Source organism: Polaromonas sp. P1_E1_2 (genome assembly GCF_056406035.1).
In genome coordinates, this window is the sequence record NZ_JBFUAZ010000862.1 from 1 (window position 1) to 1,302 (window position 1,302).

The window sequence follows — 1,302 nt, forward strand, 5'->3', positions numbered from 1 at the left end:
ATTCACCCCTCCGCGGTGGAGGTTCTCAAGGCGGCAGGTTACTCGCAGATCGAAAGCCTGGCCGGCGCGCTGCCCGATGACGAACTCAAGGCCAAAATCGCCGACGCGCATTTTGTCGGCATCCGTTCCCGCACCCAGCTCACTGCCGATGTATTTGCCCAGGCCGGCAAGCTGGCGGCGGTCGGCTGCTTTTGCATCGGCACCAACCAGGTCGACCTGAACGCCGCCCGCGAACGCGGCATTGCGGTGTTCAACGCGCCTTTTTCCAATACCCGCTCCGTGGCTGAGCTGGTATTGGCCGAGGCCATTTTGCTGCTGCGCGGCGTGCCCGAGAAAAGCGCCGTGGCGCACCGCGGCGGCTGGCTCAAGTCGGCCGAGAACGCCTACGAAATCCGCGGTAAAACGCTGGGCATCGTGGGCTACGGCTCCATCGGAACGCAGCTGTCGGTGCTGGCCGAAGCGCTGGGCATGCAGGTCGTGTTTTTTGACGTGGTAACCAAGCTGCCGCTGGGCAACGCCCGGCAGGTAGCCCAGCTCAAGGACCTGCTGGCCCAGTCCGACGTGGTGAGCCTGCACGTGCCCGAAACCAAAGCCACCCAATGGATGATGGGCGCAGCAGAAATCGCCGCGATGAAACCCGGCAGCGTGCTGATCAATGCCTCACGCGGCACGGTGGTGGAAATTGAACCGCTGGCCGAGGCGCTGAAGCAAAAAAAGCTGCTGGGCGCGGCAATCGACGTGTTCCCTGTGGAGCCGCGCAGCAACAAGGACATTTTTGAATCGCCCCTGCGCGGCCTGGACAACGTGATCCTGACGCCGCACGTGGGCGGCTCGACCATGGAAGCGCAGGAAAACATCGGCATCGAAGTGGCCGAAAAGCTGGTGAAGTACAGCGACAACGGCACCTCGACGTCTTCCGTCAACTTCCCCGAAGTGGCACTGCCGGCCCACCCGGGCAAGCACCGCCTGCTGCACATTCACCGCAACGTGCCGGGTGTGCTGTCGGAAATCAACAAGGTGTTTGCGGCCAACGGCATCAACATCGCATCGCAGTACCTGCAGACCAACGAAGCTGTGGGTTATGTGGTGATCGACATCGACGCGGCGCACTCCGACATCGCGCTGGCCAAGCTGGCCGAGGTGCCCGGAACCATCCGCAGCCGGGTTTTGTTTTGAACCGGGCTTCAGCCACGGCGCGCAACCGCTATCAAATATATAGCTGGTTGCGCCCGTCTCTATTGGGTTTCAGCCACTTTCCCAAGGAAAAGACCAGATTACTGCGCTGCCGGCGGCTGTAAACCC

General features: G+C 62.1%; 1 protein-coding gene. It reads left to right on the forward strand.

Translation table 11 applies throughout. From position 1 onward, the window contains the following. The coding region (serA, locus tag AC1D1P_RS23595; protein ID WP_477674679.1) for a phosphoglycerate dehydrogenase at nt 1-1,176 on the forward strand (1,176 nt) is incomplete at its 5' end. Between the last annotated feature and the right edge of the window lie 126 nt (nt 1,177-1,302).